We start from the raw sequence: 1,350 nt of genomic DNA, 5'->3' as shown, positions 1-1,350 counted from the left end.
CGGCCGTGTCCAGGCCGTGGCGTGCGGGGTTTTCGGCCGTAACCGGATAGTCCAGGTCATGCAGAAGCCCCGTGATGCTCCATAAGCTGGCATCTTCGCCCAGGCGGGTAGCCAGAGCGCGCATGATCGCCTCGGCAGCCAGGGCATGCTGCATGAGAGAGGGCGGCGTATTGTGGTCGGCCAGAAGTTTCAGTGCTTCGTCTCTTTGTATCATGGCATTGTCTCCCATATCTTTTACAATGTAGAACAGGGCAGTGGCGAAGGCAAGTCGGCCAGCGTACATTCGCTGGTCAGGCGCACGGCGTTCGCTACTGCCCCTGGCGCTTCAAGGTTCCGGCTCTCTGTGGGGGGCTGCCGGGACAGGCCCCGTGCATGGGCTCGACGTGGCGGCCGTTGCCTCCATGCCGCACTTGTCGCTGTGAAAAGGCCCCAGTGTTGACAGCGGGCGTTTTATGGCCGAAAAGAAACTCTTCGGAAATCGTCTCACAAGGTTTTGTATCGTGACCTTTATGCCCATATACGGCCTGCGTTTTCGCGCGTTGGGCCAGACAAGCTATTATAGCGGCCCTCCGGGACTCAGCCCGGGAGTGCATGTGCTTATCGAAGCCGAGCAGGGCTACGCTCTGGCACAGGTGGTTTCCGGCCCTGCGCGGCATTTGCCGGGACAGGAAAGCGAACCTTTACCCCATATTCTGCGGCTGGCAAGCCCGGAAGACGTCCGGCGCGGCGAAGCCAATGAACAGTTGAGCCGCGAGGCCCAGGCATTCTGCCGTCAGTGCATACGCCAGCGCAATCTGGACATGAAGCTTGTGGATGTGGAAGTTTTTTTCGACCGCAGCAAGCTGATTTTTTATTTTACCGCACCGTCGCGCATTGACTTTCGTGATCTTGTCAAAGATCTCGTGCGCGAATACCGCGCCCGCATCGAATTGCGCCAGATCGGTGTGCGTCATGAGACGCAGATGGTCGGCGCGGTGGGAAACTGCGGCATGGTATGCTGCTGCCGCCGTTATCTGCGTAAATTTGCTCCCGTGACCATCAGGATGGCCAAGGAGCAGAATCTTTTTCTTAATCCAGCCAAAATTTCCGGCATTTGCGGGCGGCTTTTGTGCTGCCTGTCCTATGAGCAGGAAAATTACGACCATTTTCACAGGAATTGCCCGCGCCTCGGCAAGAAGTACCAGACCGACAGGGGAGGCATGAAGGTTCTGCGGGCCAACATGTTTCGTAATTCCCTTGCTGTGCTTACCGAAGCCAATGAAGAGCTGGAACTGACGTTGGAAGAATGGCAGGCGCTTTCGCCGCATCGGCCCGAAGCCCCGCCGGCCCCGCAGGGCCAGCAGAACAAGC

At 58.3% G+C, this 1,350-nt stretch carries 2 protein-coding genes; one reads left to right on the top strand and one right to left on the bottom strand.

Going from position 1 to position 1,350, the window contains the following annotated elements; all coding sequences use genetic code 11:
- Positions 1 to 214 (bottom strand): HDIG domain-containing metalloprotein (locus V6C07_RS11220; protein WP_333536567.1); only part of this gene is annotated, 214 nt, incomplete at its 3' end.
- Between the two features lie 295 nt (positions 215 to 509).
- Here V6C07_RS11220 and V6C07_RS11215 point away from each other — a divergent pair.
- Positions 510 to 1,350 (top strand): PSP1 domain-containing protein (locus V6C07_RS11215; RefSeq protein ID WP_333536568.1); only part of this gene is annotated, 841 nt, incomplete at its 3' end.

This window comes from Desulfovibrio sp. 1214_IL3152 (genome assembly GCF_036763055.1).
Classification (GTDB): domain Bacteria; phylum Desulfobacterota; class Desulfovibrionia; order Desulfovibrionales; family Desulfovibrionaceae; genus Desulfovibrio.
The sequence above is the reverse complement of the archived record's forward strand: the minus strand, read 5'-3'. Positions and strand labels throughout refer to the sequence as shown.